This window comes from Isoptericola sp. Y581, assembly GCF_059445475.1.
In genome coordinates, this window is record NZ_JCAIUK010000005.1 from 333,939 (window position 1) to 358,174 (window position 24,236).

Annotated in this window: 23 protein-coding genes and 1 pseudogene; 14 read left to right on the forward strand and 10 right to left on the reverse strand. The window is 73.6% G+C overall.

The window, feature by feature from the left end:
* Window positions 1-69 precede the first annotated feature (69 nt).
* From AC1C2W_RS12050 to AC1C2W_RS12065, 4 genes are all read left to right on the forward strand, one after another.
* Entirely contained in the window at window positions 70-909 is an 840-nt protein-coding gene (locus AC1C2W_RS12050; RefSeq protein ID WP_495413192.1) for a GntR family transcriptional regulator, read from the forward strand.
* The gene (locus AC1C2W_RS12055) at window positions 906-1,163 is read left to right on the forward strand and encodes a PTS sugar transporter subunit IIB (RefSeq protein WP_344247124.1); all 258 of its coding nucleotides are present in this window, start codon (window positions 906-908) and stop codon (window positions 1,161-1,163) included. Before AC1C2W_RS12050 ends, AC1C2W_RS12055 begins: the two co-directional genes overlap by 4 nt.
* Before the next feature lie 72 nt (window positions 1,164-1,235).
* Window positions 1,236-1,466: a PTS sugar transporter subunit IIB gene (locus AC1C2W_RS12060; protein WP_495389097.1), complete on the forward strand. Its 231-nt coding sequence runs from the start codon at window positions 1,236-1,238 to the stop codon at window positions 1,464-1,466.
* Window positions 1,466-1,927, forward strand: coding sequence for a PTS sugar transporter subunit IIA (locus AC1C2W_RS12065; RefSeq protein WP_495389098.1), 462 nt, complete (start codon window positions 1,466-1,468; stop codon window positions 1,925-1,927). Before AC1C2W_RS12060 ends, AC1C2W_RS12065 begins: the two co-directional genes overlap by 1 nt.
* A 95-nt stretch (window positions 1,928-2,022) precedes the next feature.
* Here AC1C2W_RS12065 and AC1C2W_RS12070 read toward each other — a convergent pair whose 3' ends face one another.
* Window positions 2,023-3,039, reverse strand: coding sequence for a chymotrypsin family serine protease (locus AC1C2W_RS12070; protein ID WP_495413193.1), 1,017 nt, complete (start codon window positions 3,037-3,039; stop codon window positions 2,023-2,025).
* A gap of 70 nt (window positions 3,040-3,109) precedes the next feature.
* Here AC1C2W_RS12070 and AC1C2W_RS12075 point away from each other — a divergent pair, with 70 nt between their 5' ends.
* On the forward strand, window positions 3,110-3,316 hold the full coding sequence (locus tag AC1C2W_RS12075; protein WP_495413194.1) for a hypothetical protein: 207 nt from the start codon (window positions 3,110-3,112) through the stop codon (window positions 3,314-3,316).
* A 31-nt stretch (window positions 3,317-3,347) separates the two neighbouring features.
* Here AC1C2W_RS12075 and AC1C2W_RS12080 read toward each other — a convergent pair whose 3' ends face one another.
* Together AC1C2W_RS12080 and AC1C2W_RS12085 are read right to left on the reverse strand one after the other, a co-directional pair.
* Window positions 3,348-5,627, reverse strand: coding sequence for a YhgE/Pip family protein (locus AC1C2W_RS12080; protein WP_495413195.1), 2,280 nt, complete (start codon window positions 5,625-5,627; stop codon window positions 3,348-3,350).
* Window positions 5,624-8,536, reverse strand: a complete 2,913-nt coding sequence (locus AC1C2W_RS12085; protein ID WP_495413196.1) for an MMPL family transporter — start codon at window positions 8,534-8,536, stop codon at window positions 5,624-5,626. The genes AC1C2W_RS12080 and AC1C2W_RS12085 overlap by 4 nt, the downstream gene beginning before the upstream one ends.
* Before the next feature lie 88 nt (window positions 8,537-8,624).
* Between AC1C2W_RS12085 and AC1C2W_RS12090 the strand changes: the two genes are divergently transcribed.
* On the forward strand, window positions 8,625-9,341 hold the full coding sequence (locus AC1C2W_RS12090; RefSeq protein ID WP_495413197.1) for a TetR/AcrR family transcriptional regulator: 717 nt from the start codon (window positions 8,625-8,627) through the stop codon (window positions 9,339-9,341).
* A 115-nt stretch (window positions 9,342-9,456) separates the two neighbouring features.
* On the opposite strand, the gene AC1C2W_RS12095 is transcribed toward AC1C2W_RS12090, so the two are convergent.
* Window positions 9,457-11,679 carry a S9 family peptidase gene (locus AC1C2W_RS12095; RefSeq protein WP_495413198.1) on the reverse strand — a complete coding sequence of 741 codons (2,223 nt, stop codon included), beginning with the start codon at window positions 11,677-11,679 and terminating at the stop codon, window positions 9,457-9,459.
* 139 nt (window positions 11,680-11,818) lie between these two features.
* Between AC1C2W_RS12095 and AC1C2W_RS12100 the strand changes: the two genes are divergently transcribed.
* On the forward strand, window positions 11,819-12,208 hold the full coding sequence (locus AC1C2W_RS12100; protein WP_495413199.1) for an FAD-dependent oxidoreductase: 390 nt from the start codon (window positions 11,819-11,821) through the stop codon (window positions 12,206-12,208).
* 182 nt (window positions 12,209-12,390) lie between these two features.
* On the forward strand, window positions 12,391-13,041 hold the full coding sequence (locus AC1C2W_RS12105) for a hypothetical protein (protein ID WP_495413200.1): 651 nt from the start codon (window positions 12,391-12,393) through the stop codon (window positions 13,039-13,041).
* A 13-nt stretch (window positions 13,042-13,054) separates the two neighbouring features.
* Here the strand turns inward: AC1C2W_RS12105 and AC1C2W_RS12110 are convergent, their stop codons facing one another.
* From AC1C2W_RS12110 to AC1C2W_RS12130, 5 genes are all read right to left on the reverse strand, one after another.
* Window positions 13,055-14,512 carry an ATP-binding protein gene (locus AC1C2W_RS12110; protein ID WP_495413201.1) on the reverse strand — a complete coding sequence of 486 codons (1,458 nt, stop codon included), beginning with the start codon at window positions 14,510-14,512 and terminating at the stop codon, window positions 13,055-13,057.
* A 55-nt stretch (window positions 14,513-14,567) separates the two neighbouring features.
* Window positions 14,568-16,655, reverse strand: coding sequence for a bifunctional copper resistance protein CopD/cytochrome c oxidase assembly protein (locus AC1C2W_RS12115; RefSeq protein ID WP_495413202.1), 2,088 nt, complete (start codon window positions 16,653-16,655; stop codon window positions 14,568-14,570).
* Between the two features lie 127 nt (window positions 16,656-16,782).
* The gene (locus tag AC1C2W_RS12120; RefSeq protein ID WP_495389108.1) at window positions 16,783-18,501 is read right to left on the reverse strand and encodes a PP2C family protein-serine/threonine phosphatase; all 1,719 of its coding nucleotides are present in this window, start codon (window positions 18,499-18,501) and stop codon (window positions 16,783-16,785) included.
* A 68-nt stretch (window positions 18,502-18,569) separates the two neighbouring features.
* Window positions 18,570-18,974 carry a VOC family protein gene (locus AC1C2W_RS12125; RefSeq protein ID WP_495413203.1) on the reverse strand — a complete coding sequence of 135 codons (405 nt, stop codon included), beginning with the start codon at window positions 18,972-18,974 and terminating at the stop codon, window positions 18,570-18,572.
* A 117-nt stretch (window positions 18,975-19,091) separates the two neighbouring features.
* Window positions 19,092-19,631 (reverse strand): helix-turn-helix transcriptional regulator, encoded by a 540-nt coding sequence (locus AC1C2W_RS12130; protein WP_495413204.1) that lies wholly within the window; start codon window positions 19,629-19,631, stop codon window positions 19,092-19,094.
* Window positions 19,632-19,774: 143 nt separating this feature from the next.
* On the opposite strand from AC1C2W_RS12130, the gene AC1C2W_RS12135 reads away from it, so the two are divergent.
* Together AC1C2W_RS12135 and AC1C2W_RS12140 are read left to right on the forward strand one after the other, a co-directional pair.
* Complete coding sequence (locus tag AC1C2W_RS12135; RefSeq protein WP_495389111.1) at window positions 19,775-20,326, forward strand: GNAT family N-acetyltransferase; 552 nt, start codon at window positions 19,775-19,777, stop codon at window positions 20,324-20,326.
* Window positions 20,323-20,745 (forward strand): GrpB family protein, encoded by a 423-nt coding sequence (locus tag AC1C2W_RS12140; RefSeq protein ID WP_495413205.1) that lies wholly within the window; start codon window positions 20,323-20,325, stop codon window positions 20,743-20,745. Before AC1C2W_RS12135 ends, AC1C2W_RS12140 begins: the two co-directional genes overlap by 4 nt.
* A gap of 13 nt (window positions 20,746-20,758) precedes the next feature.
* Here the strand turns inward: AC1C2W_RS12140 and AC1C2W_RS12145 are convergent, their stop codons facing one another.
* Window positions 20,759-21,298: a PadR family transcriptional regulator gene (locus AC1C2W_RS12145; protein ID WP_495413206.1), complete on the reverse strand. Its 540-nt coding sequence runs from the start codon at window positions 21,296-21,298 to the stop codon at window positions 20,759-20,761.
* A 92-nt stretch (window positions 21,299-21,390) separates the two neighbouring features.
* Between AC1C2W_RS12145 and AC1C2W_RS12150 the strand changes: the two genes are divergently transcribed.
* The 4 genes and pseudogenes from AC1C2W_RS12150 to AC1C2W_RS12165 form a co-directional block, all read left to right on the forward strand.
* Window positions 21,391-22,164 carry an alpha/beta fold hydrolase gene (locus AC1C2W_RS12150; RefSeq protein WP_495413207.1) on the forward strand — a complete coding sequence of 258 codons (774 nt, stop codon included), beginning with the start codon at window positions 21,391-21,393 and terminating at the stop codon, window positions 22,162-22,164.
* A 131-nt stretch (window positions 22,165-22,295) separates the two neighbouring features.
* Window positions 22,296-22,577 (forward strand): hypothetical protein, encoded by a 282-nt coding sequence (locus AC1C2W_RS12155; RefSeq protein ID WP_495413208.1) that lies wholly within the window; start codon window positions 22,296-22,298, stop codon window positions 22,575-22,577.
* Window positions 22,578-22,719: 142 nt separating this feature from the next.
* Window positions 22,720-24,042, forward strand: coding sequence for an L-fuconate dehydratase (locus AC1C2W_RS12160; protein WP_495413209.1), 1,323 nt, complete (start codon window positions 22,720-22,722; stop codon window positions 24,040-24,042).
* Window positions 24,043-24,135: 93 nt separating this feature from the next.
* Window positions 24,136-24,236, forward strand: a pseudogene (locus AC1C2W_RS12165) (superoxide dismutase); the annotation flags it as partial.

Below are 24,236 nucleotides of genomic sequence, written 5' to 3' on the forward strand. Positions count from 1 at the left end.
ACCTCATGATGTGTCAACCCCGTGCTTCCGCCGGGAGGAACGGCCCGATACTTGGGCACGATGTCGGACATGACGCTGATCGATGCCGATCACAGGGCAGAACAGGACACGACGATGGTCAGGGCACGCGCACGCGGCGGCGAGCACAAGTACCTCGCCGTGCGCGCGTACCTCGCCGGGCTCGTGTCGACCGAGCTCTCCGTCGGGGACGCCGTCCCCTCCGAGCGCAGCCTCACCGAGCAGTTCGGCGTCTCGCGCATGACCGTGCGCCAGGCGATCGACGCGCTGGTCACCGAGGGCGTGCTGGAGCGCGCGCAGGGCCGCGGCACCTTCGTGGCGCCGCCGCGCGCGGACTTCGAGATGCGCCTGACCACCTTCGGCGAGGAGGCCCGCCGCCGCGGCCTCACGCCGGGGGCGACGGTGCTGCGGTGCGAGTCGCTGCCCGCGCCGGCCCCGGTCGCCGAGGCGCTGGACCGCGAGGTCGGCACCCCCGTGCACCACGTGGTGCGGCTGCGCACCGCAGACGGCAACCCGATGAGCGTCGAGGAGTCCTGGATCCCCGTCGACCTCGCGCCCGACCTGCTCGACGGCGGCGTGCCCGACAGCCTCTACGCCGCTCTGCGCGAGCGCGGCCTCGACCCATCCTGGGGCGAGGAGACCATCACGGCCGCGGACGGCACTCCGGAGGAGCTCGAGTCGCTGCAGATGCAGTCCTCGCGCGCCGTCATGCGCACCGTGCGCCGCACCTTCGGCGGCGACGCCGCCCTCATGTACTCGCGCGCCAGCTACCGCGGCGACCGGTACAGCGTCTTCGTGCCCCTGCGCGAGGCGCGCCCGACGCTGGTGCCCCGCTCGACCCCGTCAGGACGACCCGTCCCCGGACGCATCCCCGAAGGGAGCCCTCGATGAGCCAGCCCGACAGCGACCCCGACGCGCGGCTCGCCGCCTCGATCCTCGCCGGCCTCGGCGGGGTGGAGAACATCGACGAGATCGACCCGTGCACCACCCGGCTCCGGTCTCTCGTCAAGGACCCCGCCCTGGTGGATGCCGCCCTGCTGCGGCGCGCCGGGGCGTTCGGAGTGATGATCAACGGGCGGGTGGTGCAGGTCGTGGTGGGCCCGCGCGTGGACACGATCGCCTCCGACCTCGCCGAGCTCATGTGAGCCCGTGTGAAGCCAGGCCAGCGTGATGCCGGAACCCCTGACCCACGGATCCCGGACCGACCAAGGAGCATCATGAGCAAGGCACAGCAGATCCTCGACGCCCTCGGCGGCGACGACAACATCGTCGACCTCGAGCCGTGCATCACCCGGCTCCGCGTCGAGGTCGAGGACCCCGCCAAGGTGAACGACGCCGCGCTCACCGCGGCCGGCGCGATCGCCGTCGTCCGGTCCGGCATCGCGATCCAGGTCATCGTGGGCCCCGAGGCGGACACGCTCGCCTCGGACATCGAGGACCTGCGCTGATGACGGCGCTGACCGTCCTCGCCCCCGTCGCCGGCACGGTCGTCGACGTGTCCGAGGTGGCCGACCCCGTGTTTTCCGCCGGCCTCGTCGGCCCGGGCCTCGCGATCGAGCCCGACGGCGTCCGTGGCCGGGAGGCGGTGGCGCCCATCACGGGCAAGCTCGTCAAGCTGCACCCGCACGCGTTCGTCGTGCAGCACGCCGACGGCCGCGCCGTCCTCGTGCACCTGGGCATCGACACGGTCAAGCTCGGCGGCGAGGGCTTCACCGCGCACGTCGAGGAGGGCGCCGACGTCCAGCGCGGCACCGTCCTCGTCTCCTGGGACCCGGCCGCGGTCCGCGACGGCGGCCGCTCCGCCGTCTGCCCCGTCGTGGCGCTCGAGGCGACGCCCGACGTCGTCGACCGCCTCGCGCAGGTCGGCACGATGATCGAGCACGGCGAGGACCTGCTCACCTGGGCCTGATCCCGCCGAGGTAGTCCGGAAATTCGCGAGGTAGTTCGAAAATCCACGAGGTAGTTCGAACTACCTCGCGAATTTCCGGACTACCTCGGCGGGGGTCAGGCGAGCTGGACGCCCAGCGCCTCGAGGACGGCGTCGATCGGGTTGCAGTAGGTGAGCCCGCTGCCGTCGGCACCGCCGGTCTCGGAGCCGGCGAACAGGAGGCCCAGGGCCACGCCGTCCTCGCGGTAGACGAGCGAACCGGAGTCTCCGCCGCGGGAGAAGGCGCCGGCGGTGCCCTCGACCTCGATCTGGTTGTCGAACGACAGCGCGCCGAGCTCCTCGCCGTACCCGACGACGACGTCGTCCATCTCGATCGCCGTGACCCGACCCTGCGTGAGCGCGGTGGTACGGCCGATCTTTGCCACCGCCTCGCCGCCCGTCGCCACGGCCGTCGCGGTCACCCGGCCGACGGGATACGTGGGGTCCGCCTCGATCCCTTCGTCCAGCAGGGCCAACGCCGCGTCCACGGTCGCGGGCTCGCCGGGGGACAGCGGCACCACCTGCGCGAGGGTGGCGACGCGGTCGTCGGGCGATCGGCCGCCGTCGGCGGGGCCCGGCTGCACGACGACGTCCCCGACCTGCGCCGATGGCGACCCGGCGAGCACGTGGAAGTTGGACAGCACGAACGTGGCGGCGTCGGCGCGGGTCACGAAGGCGCCGAGCGTGCCGGCGGTGACGTCCACGTGCGCGATCGAGACGCCCGGGCGCAGGGGCCGCACGCGGTCGGTCTCCCCCGCGGCCTGCGCCGTCGCGACCGGCGGCCGGACCGCGCGGGCGAGGGTGCGGATCCGGCCGGTGCGACGCACGTCGACGGCGTCGCCCGCCTCGGCGGCCAGCTTGCGCGCGAACGACCGCGCGGTGGGCACGCCGAGCCGGTACCGCACGGCGATCGCGTACCGCCCCTCCCCCTGCGGCGCGAGGCCGAGCGAGAGGGTGGGTGCGCGCACCACGTCGGCGGGGGTGGCGTCGTCCCCGAAGGTGTACGGGGACGCCGGCACGCCGTGACGTTCGGCCAGGTCACGGGCGAATTCGGACAGCTGTGACTTGGTCTCGCGCGCCTGGGTGAGGTCCATGCGGCGAGTCTGCTGCAGACCTGTGACACACCGGGTGTCACAAACCGGCGAGTCGGACATCTTTCCCCCCGTGAGACCTGCACCGTCCCCGCTGTCCCCCGAGTACGACGACGTCTGCCGCGCCCTGACCTGGGCGCTCGATCACGACCTGCACGCCCTGCTGGAACACCGGCAGATCGCCCACCTGGGGGCGGCCGCCCGCCGCCGCGCCGACACCGTGCTGGTGCTGCGCTGGCAGCGGGCCGCCGCCCGCGCGGGCGCGTGCGCCACCCTCTGACGGCCCCTCCGGCGACCCCGGACGACCGGCGTCAGGTGCGCAGCAGCACCCGCACGCCGAGCCGACGCCCACGCGCGGTGACGAGCGTGGCGAGCGTCAGACCCGCCAGCCCCCAGACGACCAGCGCGGCCACCGGGGCGCCGAGGCCGCCCGCCGCGGGGATCACGATCGCCGTGAGGGCCTCCCGCGCCGCCCCGACGGGCAGCAGGTCGACCGCGCCCTGGAGCAGGGCCGGGACGGTCGCGACCACCCCCGTGGCGATCACCAGGACGGCGATCAGCAGGCTGATCCCCCGCCCCAGGTTGCCGAGCAGCCCCAGGAAGCCCTGGTGCACGGCGACGAACGCCACCGACGCGGCGGCGCCCACGAGGATCGCCCCCACCCAGCCGCCGAGGTCCAGGTCCTGGACGGCCGCGAGGATCACGCCCACCGCGACGCCCGTGCCCGCAGCCACGGCCGCCGGCACGGCGAACGCGGACAGCGTCAGGCGCACGGAGTCCCGCGTCGAGCCGAGGGCCCGCGCGAACACCGGCGGGAACACGGTCATGAGGGCCAGCGCCCCCAGCCAGAGCGCCACGACGGCGAACAGCGGCCCCGACGCGCCGGTGCTCAGCCCGCTCGCCGACGGCGCGGCCACCGGCTCGGCCACCACCGACGACAGCGTCTTGCGCTCGTCGTCCGTGTATGTCGGGATCTGGTTCTTGGCCTCGCCGAGGCCCGACGCCAGGTCGTCCGAACCGGACGCGAGCTGGCCCACGCCGTCCGACAGATCGCCCGCGCCGGACGCCAGGTCGCCGATCCCGTCCGACAGCGTTCCCGCGCCGGACGCGAACCCCGTGGTCCCGCTGGAGAGCTCGGTCGCCCCGGACGCCAGCGTGTCGGCGCCCCCGCTGAGCTGGCCGAGCCCGTCGGCCAGGCCGCGCGCCCCGGTCGCGAGGTCGCCCGCGCCGTCCGCGGTCTCGTCCACACCGTCCGCGAGGCCGTCGGCGCCGTCGGCGAGCTGACCGACGCCGCCGGACAGCTCACCGAGGCCGGACGCGAGCGCCGCGTTGCCGTCGGCCACCTCCCGCGCGCCGGCGCTGAGCTGGTCGAGCTGCCCGCCCTGCGTGTCGATCTGCTGCTGCGCGTCCTCGATCTGGGTGCAGGTCTCCGACGACCGGGCCGCGAGGCCCTCCCCCATCTCCTGCAGCTGCTCGTCGGTCATGAGTTCCCGGACCTCGGGCGGCAGCAGGTCGTCCACGGCCGAGGCGCCGCCCGCGCACCCGAGCGCGGTGCCGATCTGGGCGAGCGTGCCCTCGGCGGTCTCGCCGGCGGCGGACAGCTGGCCGGCGAGCCCCTCGACGCCGGTCGCCACCTGGTCGGAGCCGTCGGCGAGCTGCTTCGCCTGCTCGGGCAGCTGCCCGGCCTGCTCATCGAGGTCCCCCAGGCCGTCGGCCAGCTCACGGGCACCGCCCGCGAGCCCGCGGGTGCCCGAGGCGAGGTCCTCCACGCCGCCGGCGATGCCGTCCGCACCGGACGCGCTCTGCCCGACACCGTCGGCCAGCTGGCCGGCGCCGCCCGCGAGCTCGGAAGCGCCGCCGGCGAGCTGGTCGGCGCCGCCCGCGAGCTCGTCGGCACCCGAGTGGGCGCTGCCCGCGCCGTCGGCGAGCTGCCCGGCCCCGCCGGCGGCCTCGTCCGCGCCGTCGGCGAGCTGGACGGCGCCGTCCTGTGCCTCGCCGATGCCGTCGGCGAGCTGGTCGAAGCCGACGAGCACGTTGTCCACGTAGGTCTCGGTGAGGCTGGACGACATGACGGACGTCGCCGTCGCGGCGACCACCCGGGCGAGCGCGTCGTCGGCCACCCGGCCGCCGGGCGGCGTGCTGACGTCGACGGTCGCCTGCCGCGCCGAGGACGCGTCGTCCCCGCCGAAGGACGTCGCCGCCGCGGAGAAGCCCTCCGGGATCGTCACGACGGCGGAGTAGGTGCCGTCGACGAGGCCGTCGGCCGCGCTGTCGGCGTCCGTGATGGTCCAGTCGAAGTTCGTGGCGTCCGTGTCGGGCCGGGCGGCCTTGGCGCCGTCGGCGGTCGCGCCGCCGCTCACCAGGCCGGACGCGAGCTGGCGGCCGAGCGGCACGGTCTGTCCGTCCACCTCTACCGGCTCGTCGAGGTTCACGATGGCCGCGGGGACCTGGTCGAGCCGGTCCTGCGGGTTCCACAGCGCGGCGAGCAGCAGCCCGAGCACCATGATCGGCAGCAGCGCGACGGCGGCGATGCGCCAGGGGTTGCGGCGCACCGTGCCGGCTGGGGTCGGGATGATGGTCGGGGCGGTCATGCCCGCACCTCCTGCACGTGGGTGTTCTCGTCGTTCGAATCACTGGTCGAGCCTGGGGTCTCGACAGGCTCGACCGGCGGGTCCTGGGTTTCGACAGGCCCGACCAGCGGGACGGGCGGCGGCACCGCCGCCCCGGTGAGCACGCTCGGGGCGCCCCAGCCGGCCCCGACGTCGAGCACCGGGACCTCGCGGCCCGCGCCGTTGTCGAGCAGGTCGGTCGCGGCGATGCCGCTGGCGCCGAGCAGCACGGCGACGCCGCGGCTCTGCGCCCGGGCGAGCGCGCCCGCGAGCTCCTCCCGGTCCGGCCGGTCGGCCACCACCTCGGTGCGGTCCACCACCACGACCCGGGCGCCGTCGCGCACGGCGGCGTCCACCGCGGCCGCCGGGCGGCCCCGCTCCGCGAGCGCGTCGACCACGGAGACGCGGCCGCGCACCGTCATGGCGCGCTCGGGCAGCACCAGGCCGGTCACCTTCACGGCGCCCGCGTCGAGCGACATCCGCCCGGCGAGCGCGAGCAGCAGCGCGGACACCGGCGCGGTGGCGTCGCCGTGCACGCACAGCGTGCCGCCCTCGGGCACGCGCACGCTCACCGGCCCCACGACGGGCCGCCCCCGCCCGGCGCCGTCGGGCCCGGCGACCTCGAGGTCGCGGGCGACGACGGCGTCGGAGGCGCCGGGCTCGGGCCACTCCGCGAGGCGCAGCTCCTTGGCGAGCCCCTCGCCCTCGACGTCGAACGTGGGCAGCAGGCGGTCGAGCCAGCGCGGCATGTGCCACGCCCGCTCGCCCAGGAGCGCGAGGACCGCGGGGACGAGCGTCATGCGCACGACGAACGCGTCCACGAGGACGCCCACCGCGAGGCCGAGCGCGATCGGCTTGAGCGTCATGTCGCCCTCGGGCACGAAGGCGACGAAGACGGCGAACATGATGACGGCCGCGGCCGTGACGACCTTGGCCGACCCCAGGAAGCCGGTGCGCACCGCGCTGCGTGCGTCGCCGCCGTGCACGTAGTCCTCCCGGATGCGGGAAACGAGGAAGACCTCGTAGTCCATCGCCAGACCGAACAGCACGCCCATGAGGATGATCGGCATGAAGCTGATGACGGGGCCCAGCGTGGTCACGTTGAGCGCGTCGGCGAAGACGCCGTTCTCGAAGACAAGGGCCACGGTGCCGAAGGCCGCGCCGACGGACAGCAAATAGCCGAGGGACGCCTTGATCGGCACCCAGATCGAGCGGAACACCATGGTGAGCAGCACCAGCGACAGGCCGACGACGACCAGGCCGAACGGCACCAGCGCCGCGCCGAGCTTGTCGGAGACGTCGATGCCCACCGCGGCGAACCCGGTGACGGACAGGTCGACGCCGTACTTGTCGAGGTAATGGTCGTGCTGGGCGCGGATCTCGGTGACGAGGTCGTTGGTCTCCTGCGACGTCGGCCCGCCCTCGGGCACCACCTGCACGATGCCGGTGTCCGCGGAGGGGTTGGGCGTGGACAGCGGCACGTCGGCGACACCGGGCAGCGTCGCGATCTCGTCGCCGAGGTCGTCCATGAGCTTCACGGGGTCGTTGCTGGTGACGATCGAGCCGGTGACGATGAGCGGGCCGTTGAAGCCGTCGCCGAACTCCTCACCCACCAGGTCGTACGTCACGCGCGCGGGGCTGTCCTCGGCCAGCGAACCGGCGTCCGGCAGGGCGAGTCGCAGGTTCATGGCCGGCAGGGTCAGCGCCCCGATCGCCACGACGATGACGCCGATGGTCAGCACCGGGAAGCGGGTGGCGCCCCGCACCCATGCGTCGAAGAACCGGTTGTGCCGCACGCCGGACGCCGGCGTAGCGACGCGCCTGCCCTTGCCGGCCTGCTTGCGGGACGACCGCGCGGCGCGCGGCTCGCGGGGGCGCAGCCGCTCCCCCGCGAGCGACATCAGCGCAGGCAGCAGCGTGAGCGAGACGAGCACGGCGATGCCGACGGAGAAGGCCGCGGCGACGCCCATGACGGTGAGGAACGGGATGCCGGCGACGCCGAGGCCCACCAGCGCGATCATCACGGTGAGGCCGGCGAAGATGACGGCCGAGCCCGCCGTCGCGACCGACCGGGCGATCGACTCCTCCACGCCGAGCCCCTGGCCGAGCTGTTCGCGGTGCCGGGAGACGATGAACAGCGCGTAGTCGATCCCCACCGCGAGGCCGAGCATGAGCCCGAGCATCGGCGTCGTCGAGTTGATCGGCCCGAGGGCGGTGGCGGTGAGCAGCAGGAGCATCGAGACCCCGACGCCCATGAGCGCGTTGACCAGCGGCAGGCCGGCGGCGACGAACGAGCCGAGGGTGAGGATCAGGACGACGAGCGCCACGACCACGCCGATCGCCTCGGTGACGGTCAGGGCCGGGAACTCGACGCTGAAGAGCTCACCCCCGAGGCTCGTCTCGGAGCCGGCCGGGAGCGCGGTGGCGAGGTCGTCGGTCGCGTCCTGCAGCGACTCCTTGGTGTCCTCGGTGATGAGCGACTGGTCGCCGTCGAGCTGGATGGTCAGCAGCGTGGCCTGCTCGTCGTCGCTGATCGAGGCGGGCGACTGGTCGTCGTAGGGCGAGGTGACGGCGGCCACCTGCTCGAGGTCACCGATCTCGTCGACGGTGTCCTCGACCGGGCCGCGCACCGCCGCGTCCTCGATCGTCGAGCCGTCCGGGGCGACGACGATGACCTGCGCGGAGGAGCCGCTGACCTGGGGGAACGTGGACGACAGGCTGTCCAGCGCGTCCTGCGACTCCGTGCCAGGGATGGTCACCGAGTTGTCGAATCCCTGGTAGAGCAGCGCGCCGGCGCCGCCGACCAGGGCGAGCACCAGGACCCAGCCGATGACGACGAGGCGTCGGGCGCGGGCAGCCCAGTGGCCGAGGGAGTACAGGACGGAGGACACAGGATCTCCCGGGACGACGGAGCAGGGGTTCGATACGGCACTGTATCCGATGCACCAACGTATCCGATACGTCGCTGTATTGGCTAGAGTGAGGCCGGTCCGGGACGACGCCCGGTCGGGCCGGGAACCCGGCGGAACCCGAGGAGGACCCCTGACCACCGACAGCGCCGCCCCCGACGACGCCGCGGCCCGCTCGCCCCGCCGCGAGCGCACCCGCGAGCGCCTGCTCGACGCCGCCTTCGAGGTATTCGCGCGGGTCGGCGTGCAGGCGGCATCGATCGAGGCCGTCTGCGAGGCGGCCGGCTTCACGCGCGGCGCCTTCTACTCGAACTTCGCGAGCAAGGAGGAGCTGTTCCTCGCGCTCACGGAGCGCGAGGCCCGCACCCACCTGGGCGCGCTGGAGCGGTCGGTGGCCACGGTGGACCCCGCCACGTTGCACACCCAGGACGGATTCCGCACCACCGTGCGGGAGGTCATCGCGTCGGTGCTGCCCGACCCGGCCGCCAAGCAGTCCTGGACCGTGATGGAGCTCGAGTTCGAGCTGCTCGCGCTGCGCGACCCGCAGGTCGCGCAGCGCTACGTGGACCAGCAGCACCAGCTGCGCGAGGAGATGATCGCCGCGCTGAACCGGGTGATGTCGGCGCTCGGTCTGCGGTTCGCCGTCGACGAGCACGTCGCCATCGACCTGCTCCTCGGCGCGCACGAGGCCGGTCAGCGCGCCGCGATGCTCCCGGCCGCCACCGCCCGCCGCGACCCCAACTCCATGCTCGAGGTCCTCGTCGACCTCATCGTCACCCCCACCTGATCCCGCTGGTTGAGCCTGTCGGTTTCGACAGGCTCAACCAGCGGTCTCGACAGGCTCAACCAGCGGGTTTCGACAGGCTCAACCAGCGGTTTCGACAGGCTCGACCAGCGATCCGTCAGAGATAGGCGGGGAGCTCCGTCTCGTCGCCCAGGACGTGCTCGCCGAGGAACCCCAGCACCACCTGGTACCAGACCTTCGCGTGCTGGGGCGCGAGCACCCAGTGGTTCTCGTCCGGGAAGTACAGGAACCGGTGCACCGTCGTGCCGTCGTCCTCGGCGGGCAGGCCCGACTTCGTGAGCAGCTCCTGCCAGAGGCGCAGGCCCTCGCCGATCGGGACGCGGTAGTCCTTGTCGCCGTGCACGACGAGCATCGGGGTGCGGATTTCGGCCACGGAGCGGTGGGGGCTGTTCGCCTCCGCCATCTCGGGCGTCATCTCGCGCTGCCAGTAGAAGCCGGAGTCGGTGGTGGGGCCGAACTGGTCGAGCGCCCACAGGCTGGCGTGTGTGACGATCGCGGCGAACCGGTCGGTGTGCCCGGCCACCCAGTTCGCCATGTATCCGCCGAACGATCCGCCCATGGCGGCGGTGCGGGTCTCGTCGATCTCGGGCAGGGCCTCGGCGGCGTCGGTGATCGCCAGGAGGTCGGTGAACGGCGCGTCGCCCCAGGCGCCCCACCCGCGCTGCACGAAGTCCTGCCCGTAGCCGGTGGACAGCGCCGGGTCGGGCAGCAGGACGGCGTACCCCTTCGCCGCCATCAGCCAGGGGTTCCAGCGCCAGCTCCAGGCGCTCCACGAGCTCAGCGGCCCGCCGTGGATCCACAGCAGCAGGGGCGCCGGCGCGTCCGAGGACGCGCCCGCCGGCAGTGCGAGCCAGGCGCGCACGCGCGCGCCGTCCGCCGTCGTGGTCTCCACCTCGGTAAGGGTGCCGGGCAGCGCGGGGGCGGGCACCGGCCCGCGGAGCACGGCCGCCGCGACTGGCGTGCGCTCCCCCGGCGCGCCGGACGCGACGAAGCCGGCGAGGTCGATGCGCACCGGCTCGGACGGCGCCGCGTAGCTGGTGCGAAGCGCGTACAGGGCCGAGGCGTCGGGCGCGACCTGCACGTCGGAGAACGTCGCGTCGTCCGCCGTCACCCGCTCCACCGTGACCAGCTCGGACGTGCCCGAACCCTCAGGCCCCGGCCCGCCGAGGCCGAAGGTCAGCAGGAACACCGGCCCGCGGCCGTCCTCGTCGGCGGTCAGCACGAGCCCGGAGCCGTCGGGCAGCCACGCGACCGACGACGGCCAGCGGTCCCAGTCGTCGGTGAGGACCTCGGGGTCGGCGTCCCCGTCGAGGGCGACCAGGCCGAGCCGCATCACCGGCGCATCCTCGGGCGTCGTGATCGTCTCCGACCCGTACGCGACCCACCGGCCGTCCGCGGAGACGGCGGGGCCGAAGACGTCCGCGTCGGGGTCGTCCACCAGGGTGCGACGCTCTCCCGTGGCGGTGTCGACCGCGACGAGGATCGTGCGGCGCGCGGCGCCGGGGTCCGAGACGGCCCACGTCGTGAGCAGCGTGCCGCCGTCCGGGCTCAGGGCCGCCTCGTGCTCGTCGAGCTGACGCCCCGCGCCCGTGAGCTGCCGTAGCGAATCCTTGCCGATCGAGTTGTCGGTCGAGCTTGCGCCCTCCTGAGCCTGTCGAAGGGTCGAGACCACGCCGCCGGTCTCGACAGGCTCGACCGGCGAGAACACGAACCGGCGCTCCTCGTCCGGCCCGAGGTCGTGATCCCAGAACCGCACCGGATACCCGGCGTGCAGGATGGCGGACACCTTGCGGTCGGTGCGCTCCGTGCGCAGCGCGGCGTCCTCGGCGAGGCCGGCCGCGCGTGGCAGCACCGGCGCGCTCACCGAGACGACGTCGGACTCCCGGGCAGCCAGCGCGCCGCCCAGCCCGCCCGGCGCCGTCGCCACCACGCGCGCCTCGCCGCCGTCCGCGGGCAGCAGCCACAACGCGGGCCTCGGTTCGCCGACGTCCTTCTCGGCGCCGGGTCGGGGGTCGGGATCCGGACGGGCGGACGTGAACAGCACGTCGCCCGACGCCGTGAACACGGCGGACGACTCGCCCTTACGGCTGCGCGTGAGCCGCCGGGCCGGGGCCGCGCCCGCGGGGTCGACCTCCCAGACGGCCGTCGTCCAGCCGGTGCGCTCGGCGTCGAGGCTCTGGACCGTCGTGACGAGGCGCGAGCCGTCGGGGCTCAGCGCGAGCCCGCCGACGCGCGGCACCTCCAGGTAGCGGTCGAGGTCGTGGAACGGGGTGGGAGGGGGCGCCTGATCGGTCGCGGTGGTCGGTGTGTCCTGGGTCACGACGCCGGTCTACCACAGCGTCTGCCGAGCAGGCGGGTTCCGGGCCCACGGGGAACTCCGGATGAACGTTGCCTGAACTTGTTCGCCAGGGTGCCTCCTGCGGTTGAGCAGGGGCGCCGTCATCGGGCACGGTCTCGTCGTGAGACTGCCGTCGCCCCGCACCGCCCACCAGCCGCCCCTGCCCGCTTCGGCCGACCTCGTCGTCGTCGGGGCCGGCATCGTGGGCCTCGCGCACGCGGTCGAAGCGCACGCGCGGGGGCACTCGGTGGTGGTCGTCGAGCGCGGCCCGCGGCCCGACGGGGCGTCCGCGCGCCGGAGCGGGCACGTGGCCGTCACCACCCAGGACGCGGTCACCCTGTCCTGCGCCCTCGCGTCCCGCGAGCGTTGGCTCAAGCTGGGCCGCGAGGCCGGGTTCTGGGTCAAGGACACCGGCGCCGTGGTGGTGGCGCGGTCCGCGGACGAGCTCGCGGTGCTCGACGACCTGGTCGCCGCCCGCGACGGCGACGCACAGCTCCTGGGCGCCCCCTGACGGCCGAGCGCGCCCACGTTCCCGCCGACGTCGTCGTCGGCGGCGCGTTCCTCCCGCTCGACCTGCGGGTCGACCCTCGTGACGCCCTCCGCTCCCTCGCCGCCTGGCTCGACACCCGACCGCGGGCCGACGTCGCGTGGTCGACGACGGCGCTCACCTTCGAGGCGGGCACCGGGCGCACGTTGGTACGCACGTCCCGGGGCGAGGTCGTGGCGCGGCGCGTGCTCGTCGCCGTCGGCGCCGACCTGGACCGGTTCTTCCCGGACGAGGCCGCCCACGTCGGCGTGCACCATGACGTGCGCCAGGTGCTGCGGGTCGCCGTCCCCGGTCGTGACCTCGACCCCACCGCGCCCGCCGTCCTGGGCGGCACGACCCTCCTGCGCGAAGCCGCGTCCGCGCAGAGCCCCGCGCTGTCGGACGTGCGCGAGCGGTTGCGCACCGCGGCGCCGGAGCTGCTCGACGCCGACGTCCACCTCGCCCTGACCCCCTATACGGGCGCCGGCGGCGGGTCGCTGCTGCTGGGGGGCGCGCACCGCCCGGAGTCCGAACGACGGCCCGACGCCGGCCTCGACCGCGACCCGGAGCGCTCCGAGGCGGCCGACGCGCTGCTGCTGCGCGAGGCCGCCGCATTGCTCGGGCAGCCCGTGCAGGTGCTGCAGCGCTGGGCCGTGCCGGACGTCGTGGTCCCCCGCCAGCGGCGCGGACCCTTCGCCGGCACGCCGTTCGTCGTCGCCGACCCCGCGCCGGGCGTCACCACCGTGACCGTCGCCGACGGGCTGGGCACCACCACCGCGTTCGGCCTGGCCGCGAAGGTGGTCGACGGGCTGCTCTGACCCGTCGTGTGCTTCAACGCCACGCGGCAAGCAGGTCCTCGGCCGACAGGGCGACGTCGACCCCGGCCGGTGCTTCCCCGCTCGGGCTGATCGCGGCGAGCAGAGCGTCTGCACTGCGCGGGACCTGGTCTCGGTGATGCCGAAGCTGGTCGATCTCGCGGGCGGTGACTCCGCCCGACTCGCGCCACTTGATGCTGCCGATCATCGCGGTGTGTCGGGGTGCCTGGGCGACGACGTCGACCTCGACGCTTCCGTCGCGCACCCACCACGGCCGGACCACGTCCACGTCGGCCAGCTCTGTCCGGCCCCTGGCCCATCGCCCGACAGCGTCGCGGACCACGGGCTCGATGCTGCGCCCTCGCCAGCTCGACCAGTCGCGGTCGAAGGCCGCGACGGCGATGTCGGGTCGTCCACGCGAGATCCGCCCGGTCTGTTTCTCGACGTAGCGAAACCAGAAGCGGAGGTACGGGTCGGTGACGCGATAGCGACGCAGCTTCGAGGAGGGTTCCGCCCAGGCAGGCTGTTCGCGCTCGATCAGCCCCTTGACCTCCGTCAGCGTCCGCAGGGCGCGCGACACGGCGGTCTCCATCCGCTTGCGCTCCGTGGGTTCGCTGATGGTCGAGAGCACGTCGTTGAATCCCGGCCTGGCCGTCTCGTCGGCACCGATCGCCGAGAGCACCTGGGACGCCGTCTGCGGTTCGGGGAACTCCGCGTCAAGGCTGAGACGCGCCGTGGTGACCAGCGGGCTGAAAGGGTCCGTCAGCGCGTGGCGGACGTAGCCGGCGGCGGTGCCCGCCGCGTCGACGGCAAGGTCCGTCACGAGGCGGGGATACCCGCCGGTGACCAGGTACGAGTCGAAGACTTCGAATGCCGGCCTGCCCGGGAGCGCCTCAGCAACCTCGGCCGGGTCGAGCGCGGAGACCACCAAGGGTCGCAGCCGTCCGTACAGGGGTCGGCCGTGCTCGGCGAGCCGCTCCATCATTGCCACGTCCGAGCCGACAAGGATGAGCAGCACGGGAAGCTTCTCGAGCACTCGATCCCACTGCACCTGCAGCTCGCCCTCGAGCGTCCGGTCGGCCGCAGCCATCCAGGGAAACTCGTCGAGAACCACGACTATCGGGCCGGAGCGCGCGGCGAGCGCGAGCCTGCCGAGCCACTCGCGCCAGGACGTCGCCGTCGACGCCGTGAGCAGCTCCGCGTCCGGGAGCGGGCGGCGAGACTCCGCGATCGCCCGCGTCGCGTCCGCGAGCTGCTGGCGGGTGGGCGCCCCGAAAACCCCCGTCACGAACGCAGACGGCCGCGCGATCCGCTCGACGAACCGTTCGACGACGGTCGACTTGCCCACCTGCCGTCGCCCTCGAACGGCCAGGATCCTGCCGGCACCGGATCGTTCGATCGCAGCGAGGTGGTCCGTCAACGACGACAGCACGGCGCCACGACCGACGAAACCCGCACCCGATGTCACACTCACCCGATGAATCTTACGTCCGGTGTCAGTTTATTGCATGGTGAGCACAGCACGGCCCTCACCGAGGCGCGGGGCCGCCGTCGTCCTCGCGCTCGGCCATCTTGGCGAGCATCGCGTTGTACTCCTTGAGCTCGGCGTCGCCGTCGCGGTCGGCCTTGCGGTCGCGGCGGCGGGCCTCACGCTCGTCGGACGTCGTCCACTGCACGGCGACGGCGATCGCCAGCGCGAGCGTCGGGAGCTCGCCGATGCCCCACGCGACGCCACCGCCGCGCTGCTGGTCCTCGATCGCGGGCAGCCCCCACGACCGGCCCATGTTGCCGAACCAGTCGGCCACGAGCAGCGAGGTGCCGGACGTGAGCACGACGCCGAAGAACGCGTGGAACGCCATCGTCGCGAAGAGCAGCAGCAGCCGCTGCGGGTACGGCGGGCGCTTCGGGCCCGGGTCGATGCCGACCAGCGCGTTGGCGAACAGGTATCCCACCAGCGTGAAGTGCACGATCATCCACACGTGCCCGGCGTGGTTGCGCAGGGCGAACTCGAATGCCGGCGTGTAGTAGAACGCGATCATGCCGCCGGCGAAGAGCACCGCGGCCACCACCGGCCGGGCGAGGAACTGGCCGAACCGCGAGTGCACGAGCCCCAGCACCCACTCGCGCGGGCCGCGGCTGCCGTCCTTGCGGGCGGGGATGGCGCGCAGCAGCAGGGTCACGGGGGCGGCGAGCACCAGGAACAGCGGAGCCAGCATGGCCAACACCATGTGCTGCACCATGTGGCCGCTGAAGATGACGTGCCCGTACACGGCGGGCCCGCCGCTGGTGACCCAGAACATCACGACCATGCCCAGGCACCACGACACCGTGCGCCTCAGGGGCCACTTGTCGCCGCGGCGCGCGAGCCGCACGGCCCAGCGCACGTAGACCACCAGCCCAGCCACGCAGGCGAAGGCCAGCAGCGGGTCCAGGCTCCACTCGGTGAACCAGCGCGCCATGGTCGGCTCGGGCGGCAGCGGCTCGCCGGTGAGCTGGAAGGCGGGTGAGACGTCGACGGGCACGTCGTCACCCGCCGGCGGCGCGGTGGAGCCCAGCGCCACGGCCACCCCGGACACGGCCCCGATGACGAGCAGCTCGACCGCGAGCAGGCGCCAGAAGAGGCGGCGTACCGCGCCCGCCCCGACGGCCTTGCCCAGCCGGTCCACCACCCACATCCGGTGCCCGAAGCCGAGGGCGCCCAGCACCACCAGGAGCACGGCCTTGGTGAGCAGCAGGATGCCGTAGGGCGTGAGCAGATCGCCCACCGACTCCAGCCGGATCCAGGCGTTCAGCACCCCGGAGATGCCTACCGCGGCGAAGCACCAGCCGGCGATCGGCGAGAAGCGCGCGACCGCGGCGGCCGTCGCGCGCCCGTCGCCGGTGGGCCGCCCGCCGTCCTGCCCACCATCCTTCCCGGCCGGGCCGAGCACCACCACGAGCAGGGCGCCCAGGCCGCCCACCCACACCGCCGCGCCCACGAGGTGCAGCAGCATCGCGCCGACGGCGAACTCGTGGTCGGCCGCGCCGGCGGCGTGCCCGGTGGTGGACTGCATGGCGAGGGCCGCGACCGGCAGCGCCGCCGTCCACAGGGCGCCCACCGGGCCGCGCACCGCCATCGCGAGGGCCGACGTGAGCGCCGCGACCACGATGATCGCCAGGTAGAGCTTGCCCAGGTCGAGATCGGTGACGAACTGCGCCAGCCCCTGCCCGAACGCCGGGGAGGTGGGCGACGTGCCGGAGATGTTGGAGTAGCGCAGCACCAGCTGCAGGACGGCGGCGACGGCCCACACCGCGCTTGCGGCCCCGGCGGCGGCGAGCACCCGGCTCTGCGCGCGCCCGGGCGGCAGCAGGCACGCGGCGGCGAGGAGCGCCCCGAGCGTCACGGAGACGCCGAGCTCGGTGAGCACGGTGAGCACGGGCAGCCCGTACCGCACCACCGCGCCGGGGTCGGCGAACCCGCTCAGGGCCTGGAACGCGCCCGAGTAGGCCCCGGCGCACAGCACGGCGAGGACGGCGACGAGGACGGCGGCCGGCCCGGCGGCCACGAGCCACCAGGGCCGCGGCGGCACGCTCGGGGTGCCGCCCGGCCGCTGCACGGCGGGGGCTGTGGAGATCACCCACCCAGCCTATGGGCCGCGCCATCACGCTCCGGCCGAATCCGGTGTGAGACCGGTCGTCCCCGCGGCAGCTCATCTCCGATCCAACGATGATCGACGACTCGCCCCGGGCGCCCTCGCGACGGCGTCACGGGCTGACGGAGCCGCCCGACGGCGCAGGACCCTGCGGGTGGGAGCGCACCGCAATGAGCGCGACATCGTCGTCGATCGTCCCGGTGAGCATGCCGGACAGGGCCGCCTCGACGACGGCGTGCAGGTCGGTGGCGTGGGTGCCCTCGAGCACCGCGGCGAGCTCGTCGAGGCGGTCGCGCAGGCCGTCCTTCCGGGTCTCGACCAGCCCGTCGGTGTAGAGCACCAGCGTGTCGCCGGGATGGACCGCGATCGTATGTTCCGAACGGGGCACCGACGGGACGACACCGAGCAGGAGGTCGTTGCGGGCGCTGAGGATCTCGGTCTTGCCGTCGGCGCGGACCAGGATCGGGGGCAGGTGGCCCGCGCTGGACCAGCGCACGATGCGGACGTGGCGGCGGCGTTGCCCCGCCGTCTGCTCGATGCGGGCGACGAGCACGGTGGCGGTCGCCGCACTGCCGAGCGCGAGCCCGGCGATCGCCGCGTCGACCCGTTCCAGCACCCTCGCGGGCGTCTCCTGGCTGTCGTAGCCGATCGCGCGCACGAGGGCGCGGAGCTGGCCCATGGCCACGGCGGCGCTCAGGTCGTGCCCGACGACGTCCCCGATCACCAGGGTCGTCGCCCCGTCCCGCGTCTCGAACGCGTCGTACCAGTCGCCACCGATGTCCCGTTCGAGCTCGGCCGGCTGGTAGTGCACGACGACCTCCAGGTCGTCGAGCTGCGGCGGGTCGGTGAGCACCGCCCGTTGCAGGGCGAGGGAGACCTCGGTGGCCCGAGCACCCTCCTCCTCCGAAAGCACGGCGCGGCGTCGCAGGGCATCGTCGCTGCCCCGGCGCCGGACGAGGTCACGCAGCGTTACGGCGACCGTCCTCACCAGCACCGCCAGGAAGCGCGCGTAGTCCGCGTCCCAGGGCTGCGCGGGGGTCGCGCACAGCACCAGAACCGCAAGGATGCCCCGCCCGCGCCCCTCGCGCACAGGTTTCACCACTATGCCGTGAGACGTCAGCAGCTGGCCGGAGCCGAGGGCGCGCGCGACGAGGGCCATCTCACCCGGGTCCCGGGCCTCTCCCGCCTCCAGGACGACCTCGGGGCCGGTCACGTCGTAGACGGCGACCCGCGAGAGATCCGCGCCGGCCGAGATCGCCTCGACGACGGGCCGGGCGAAGTTCCGCAGGTTCGTGAAGGACGTCGGCAGGGCGGAGTGCACCTCGTCGAGCGTCGTCAGACGCCGTTGGTTCACGACCGCCTGCGTCGTCTCGGTCGCGATGTCCAGGACGCCCGCGATCTGGCCGTCGTCGTTCCGCAGCGGGCTGCAGGAGAACGTGATGTAGGTCTCCTCGTCGAAGCCCGACCGGTTCATCAGCAGGGGCAGGTCCCGGCTCCACGTCGGTTCGCCGGTGGTCAGGACCCTGTCGAAGAGCGGGCCGATGTCGTCCCAGATCTCGTGCAAGACCACCGCCGCGGGCGCTCCCAACGCGGCCGGGTGCTTGTCCGTGCCGAGTATGTCGCGGAAGCCGTCGTTGTAGATCAGTGTCAGGTCCGGTCCCCAGACCATCATCACCGGGAAGCGCGTGGAGAAGCACAGCCGGATGGACTGACGCAGCGAGACCGGCCACTTGCTCGGGGGGCCGAGCGGCGTGGCCTCCCACGCGACGGACCATGCCTCGCGGCCCACGGCGCTATGCTCCGTCGCCTCCTCGAACCACTCCTCGTCCACAGCCGAATGCTACCGAGATCGTCGGCGGACCGCCTCGGCGGCGGGTTCCGACGCCGGCGCCCGGTGGATCAGGCGAACTTCGCCAGCGCCTCCGGGCTCAAGGGCGTGAAGCAGTTCACCAGCGTCCCGTCCGGGTCGCGCACCAGCAGCGACCGGTTGCCCCACGGCATGGTGGTCGGCGGGGTGACGACCTCGACCGTGTCGTCGAGCCCGGCGAACAGCGCGTCAGCGTCCTCGACGCGGAACTCCACGATGGCGGTGCGATTGCTCGCGGGCACCGCGGAGCCGGGGCCGAACAGCTGGACGGTGCGGGTGCTGCCGATGGCGAGGGTGCCCTGCGGCGTGCGCACCTCGGCGAACTCGGGCGACGGACGGTCCGCCGTCACGCCGGTGAGCCGCTCGTAGAAGGCGGTCAGCCGGTCGACGTCGTCGGTGATGAGGCGCACGGAGACGAGGCTCGTGTCGTGGTTCATGGGTGGTCCTCCCGGTCGCGGCCGCGGGCTCCCCGCGGCTCCCGACCAGCGTCTCGCCCCTCCGCGACACCCCTGTGTCGGTGTTTTCGACGAGTCGGCCGTCGGCGTTCGCGACGGTCAGCCCAGGAGGGTGAGGGTCCGCAGGTCGCCCTCCGGCACCTGGATGTCCTCCGGCCGGACCACCCGCCGTGGCGCCCGCTCGCTGGTCGCCGTGACCCGGTCGACACGGTCGAGGCGGAAGGCGCGGATCCCCTCGCGCAGCCGGCACCAGGCCAGCAGGTACCACCCGGTGGAGGACCCGACGAAGCCGAGCGGCTCGACGTCGCGCGTGGTCGCGGCCCCCGCGCGGTCCGTGTACCGCAGCCGCAGGACGCGGCGCGCGGAGATCGCGTCGGCGAGGACGGTGGGGATCGTGGGTCCCTCGAGGGGCGCCCCGAGCAGGTGCACGCGGGCGGCGAGGTCGTGCGCGGCGGCCGCGTCGTCGTCGCGCATGGCCGCGAGGATCTTCCGCAGCGCCGTCGACCCGCCGCCCGCGAACGGCGTCCCGGCCAGGCCGCCCAGGGCGACCGCGACGGCCAACCACGACGCGCTCCGCGGGCGCGGGGCGACGGCGCGCAGCTCCTCGACGATCGCGTACATCCGGTCGGTCCGGTTCACCCGGCGACCCTACGCGGAGGGCCGGCCCGCGCCGGTCCGTCCCGTTCGCCGTGTCCGTCCCGTTCGCCGTCCGTCCCGTTCGACGTGGGAGGATCCCCGACGAACGCCGGTCGCGTGGACCGGCATCGGCCGTGGGAGGAACGATGTTCGCGAGGTCCCTCGGGGACGACGGCGCCGAGCTACGACCGCTGGAGCCGTGGCACGCGGAGGAGCTGCTGGCCCACATGGATCGCGGCCGCGACTTCGTCGGGCGGTTCATCGGGCTGCCGGACGCCGTCGCCGACCTGGCGTCGAGCCGCGGGTTCCTGACCTCGTACGCCGAGAAGGCCGCGACCGACACGGGCCGCCTCTACGGCATCTGGGCGGACGGCACGCTGGTCGGGGGCGTCCTGTTCCGCACGATGGACGTCGCCCAGGGCACGGCCGAGGCCGGCTGCTGGCTCGAGCCCGCCGCCGCTGGACGCGGGCTGGTGACGCGGGCGGCCCGGCTCATCATCGACTGGGCCGTCCGGGAGCGCGGCATCCACCGCGTCGAGTGGCGGGCCGCGCCCGCGAACGTCCCCAGCATCGCCGTCGCCCGCCGGCTGGGGATGCGCCGCGACGGCGTGCTGCGCGGGCAGCACCTGCACCGGGACGAGCGCCTCGACGTCGAGGTCTGGTCCGTGCTGGCGCCGGAGTGGGGCGCGTCGGCATGACGGGCGGCGAGCACGTCGGGTCGACGTCCGTGCGCGGGCTCCCCGCGAAGCCGATCGTCGACATCGACGTCAGCATGCCTGACGTCGAGGACGAGGGCGCCTACCTGCCCGCGCTGCTGGCCGCCGGGTACGAGCTGCGCGCCCGCGAGCCCGGTCACCGCCTGGTCCGCACGCCCGCGCGCGACGTGCACGTGCACGTCTGCTCGGCGGGCAGCGACTGGGAGCGTCTGCACCTGCTGTTCCGCGACCGCCTCCGGCACGACGCCGACGACCGGGCCGCCTACGCCGCGCTCAAGCGCGAGCTCGCCGCACGGGACTGGCCGAGCATGAACGACTACGCGGACGCCAAAGGCAGCCTGATCGCCGAGATCACCGCCCGGGCGGAGGCGTGGGCAGCGGAGGCCGGGTGGCAGGTCTAGAGCCACCGGTGGCCTACGGCAGCTTCGCCGCGGAGTCGAGCTGCTCCAGCGCCCATCGGGCCCATTCCTGCTGCGCCCGGAAGCTGCGGATGCCGTACTCGAGGGCCAGGCGGCCGAAGCGCAGCCGGCCCCGCTCGTGGTCGTCGGCGTCGGCGGATGCGGCGACGCCGACGAGCTGGGACTCCGCCATCTCGGCGTCGGCGAGGTAGCCGAGGACGAGACGTCGTGCTTCGTCGTCCGAGAGGGCGGACAGCAGCGCCATCCGCAGCACACGTTCGTCGCGAACCGCGCGGGGGCCGGCAGGTGCCAGCAGCCACGCACGCAGCTCTGCGCGGCCCGGCCCCGTGATCGCGTAGGTCCGCCTGCCCCGGGCACCGCGCTCGACGACCTCGATGAGGCCGTCGGCAATCATGCGGTTCAGCTCGGGGTAGACGTGACTCTGCCGGGCCGTCCAGACGTAGGCGTGGAGGGACTTCTCGAAGCGCGCCGTCAGGTCGTATCCGCTGGCCGGCCCATCTTCGAGCAGCCCGAGCAGGGCGTGTCGCAGTGACATGCCCTCATCCTGACATGTCCAGATTGACAGGTACAGATGTAGGCGTCATCGTCCTGGGTGACGGGACCACCCGCCACGACGGAGGAGGCGCCATGCCCCGCACACCCATCATCTTCGTCCACGGCTTCTGGCACGGCGCCTGGTGCTGGACGGACGTCCTCGCCCGCACCGCATCCGCCGGACGCGTCGGCCATGCCGTTGACCTGCCCGGCCACGGCCTACGGGCCGGCGTGCGCACCTCCGACATCGATCTCGACCGCACGGGCGACTTCCTCGTCGACCAGATCCAGCGGCTCGGCGGAGGCCGCCCGGTCACCGTGGTCGCCCACAGCATGGGCGGGACGGTGCTCACCCGGGCCGCGCAGCAGGCGCCCGAGCTGGTGGCGCACGCGGTCTACCTGGCGGCTTTCATGCCCGCGACGGACACGCCCGCGCTCGCCTACGCCCAGGCCCCGCGGCTCTCCGCGCTGCTCCGCCCCGACCCCGCCGCGCGAGCGCTGCGCCTCGACGTCACCCCGGCTGATGCCGACGGTCGCCAGCGCCTGCGCGACACGTTCTACGGGGACGTCGACCCCGCGACCGCCGGAGCGGCGATCACGATGCTCAACCCCGACGCACCGCTCGGCGTGGCGGCCGGCACGACCACGCTGACCGCCGCCGGCTGGGGATCGGTGCCGCGCACCTATGTCACCACCGAGCACGACGCGGTGATCCCGGTCGCGGTGCAGCGCCGGCTCATCGCCGACGCGGACGCCGCCTTCCCTGCGCAGCCCACCCACGTCCGAGCCCTGAGGGCGTCACACTCCCCGTTCCTCTCCGTGCCCGAGCAGGTCGCTGACATCGCCTGCCACAGCTCCCCCGCCTGACAACCGCGGCGCTCACCGTCACTCCACCGTCGCGGAGCCGTCACCCTCCAGCAGCGTCCCGGCCGCGCGCGCCTCGAACAGCTGCGACGCGGCGGCGCCCCGAGTGGACCAACAGCAGCTCGGGCTACCTCGTGGTCATCAAGGAGGACGTCATCGAGATGCAGCGGTGGGCTCCCGCCGTCTTCATGGTCGACACGTTCCCCAACACCGTGATCGCGCCCGGCTCGACCCATGAGGTCACGTTCGGGGCCGTCGACGTCACCGGCGGCACCCGCGTGGTGCTGCGCGTGGACGGCGAGCCGGTGTGGAGCTACCTCGACGACACGGCCGAGAACGCGCTGGCCACCGACGGGTACTTCACCGCCTACCGGCAGGGCCCCGCGGGCGAGATGAGCATCTCCCCCGCGAGCTGATCGAGACGGGCTGATCGACGCCTTTTCCTCAGACCTCTGTCCTGGCCCCGGCGCATGGATCCTTGTGATCCTGGCGTCCGGGCCCTACCGTTGCGCTTAGTCATCCGATGTTTCCGGCTTAGACCGCCACGAAGAGGTGCGCATGCCCACCATCACCGACGTCGAGATCACCGACGTCCGTTTCCGCACGTCCCTCGAGTCCGACGGCTCGGACGCGATGAACGACAGCCCCGACTACTCCGCCGTCTACGTGGTGCTGCACACCGACGGCACGGACGGCGATGGCGCGCCGCTGGCGGGGCACGGCCTGACGTTCACGATCGGCCGCGGCACGGACGTCGTCGTGCTCGCCGCGCGGTACCAGGCCGACCTGCTCGTCGGGCGCGACGTGGACGAGGTGGTCGGCGACATGGGCGCCACCTATCGGGACCTCACCGCCGACAGCCAGCTGCGCTGGCTCGGGCCGGAGAAGGGCGTGGTGCACCTGTCGCTCGCCGCGGTGCTCAACGCCGCGTGGGACCTCGCCGGCCGCCGGGCCGGCAAGCCGCTGTGGCGGCTGCTCGCGGACATGACTCCCGAGCAGCTCGTGGACGTCGCCGACCTGCGGTACCTGTCGGACGCGCTCACCCCCGACGAGGCGCTGGAGATCCTGCGCGCCGCCGAGCCTGGCAAGGCCGAGCGGATCGCCCACCTGGAGCGTCGCGGCTACCCCGCGTACACGACGTCGGCCGGCTGGCTCGGCTACGACGACGCCAAGCTGGCCCGGCTCACCCGGGAGGCCGTGGACGCCGGGTACCGGCACGTGAAGCTCAAGGTGGGTGCAAGCCTCGAGGACGACGTGCGCCGCCTCGGCATCGCGCGCGAGATCATCGGCCCCGACCTCACCCTCATGATCGACGCCAACCAGGTGTGGGACGTGCCCGAGGCGATCGAGTGGGTGCGCGCGCTGCAGCAGTTCGACCCGCTGTGGATCGAGGAGCCGACGTCGCCCGACGACGTGCTCGGCCACGCCGCCGTGCGCGAGGGCGTCGCCCCCGTGCGCGTCGCCACGGGCGAGCACTGCCACAACCGCGTGATGTTCAAGCAGCTCTTCCAGGCCGGCGCGATCGACTACTGCCAGCTCGACACCGGGCGGCTCGCCAGCATCAACGAGATCGTCTCGGTGCTGCTCCTGGCGGCGAAGTTCGGCGTCCCGGTGTGCCCGCACGCCGGCGGCGTCGGGCTGTGCGAGATGGTGCAGCACGTGTCCGTGCTCGACTACGTCGCCGTCTCCGGCTCGCTGGACGGTCGGATCACCGAGTTCGTGGACCACCTGCACGAGCACTTCACCGACCCGTGCATGGTGAAGGACGCCGGCGAGGGCGTGTCGTACGTGCTGCCCACGGCACCCGGGTACTCCACGCAGATGCGCCCCGAGTCCGTGGCGCGGTTCCGATTCCCGGACGGGGCGACCTGGGCGTCGTGACCTGGCCGGCGTCACCTGGAACAGGTTGACCTCAACGAGGGTTCAGGTCGTAGCGTGACCAGCAACGACACCAGCACCGTCGAAGGGAATCACATGTCCGTCTACACCCTGCCCGACCTGCCGTACGACTACAGCGCCCTGGAGCCGCACATCAGCGGCAAGATCATGGAGCTGCACCACGACAAGCACCACGC